Source organism: Bradyrhizobium sp. P2_E8 (assembly GCF_056403875.1).
In genome coordinates this window covers 1-525 of the sequence record NZ_JBFUES010001928.1, presented here as the reverse complement: position 1 = coordinate 525, position 525 = coordinate 1, and the positions used below count along the sequence as shown (strand labels likewise).

At 64.8% G+C, this 525-nt stretch carries 1 protein-coding gene; it reads left to right on the top strand.

Translation table 11 applies throughout. The features are described from left to right. Positions 1–525: cysteine hydrolase family protein (locus AC1D00_RS44755; protein WP_477015168.1), on the top strand; the 525-nt coding region annotated here is incomplete at both ends.

Below are 525 nucleotides of genomic sequence, written 5' to 3'. Positions count from 1 at the left end.
CCCTCCCCGCGCTCATCGTCGTCGACGTCCAGCGCGCGTTCGACGAATGGGAGGCGGCGGGCAAGCGCCGCAACAATCCGGATGCGGTGGCGCAAATTGCCGCTCTCCTGAAGGCGTTCAGGACGAGCGGTGCTCCGGTCTTTCATATCCGCCACGAGGGCATGAAACCGAATTCGTCGTTTCTGCCATCGCGTTCCGGTTACGCCGTCAAGGACGAGGCACGCGAACAGGACGGCGAGCCCGTGATCGTCAAGCGCGTCAACAGCGCCTTCATCGGCACGGACCTCGAGACGCGCCTGCGCGCAAGCGGCATCACCACACTCGTCATCTGCGGCGCCACCACCAACCATTGCGTGGAGACGACGACGCGGATGGCCGGCAATCTCGGTTTCGACACGCGGCTGGTGCGCGATGCGACCTGGACCTTCGACCGGATCGGCCCCGATGGCGATGCGCATTCCGCCGAGGAGATCCATGCGATGACGCTGTCGAATCTCAACGGCGAGTTCGCACGCATCGTCACCA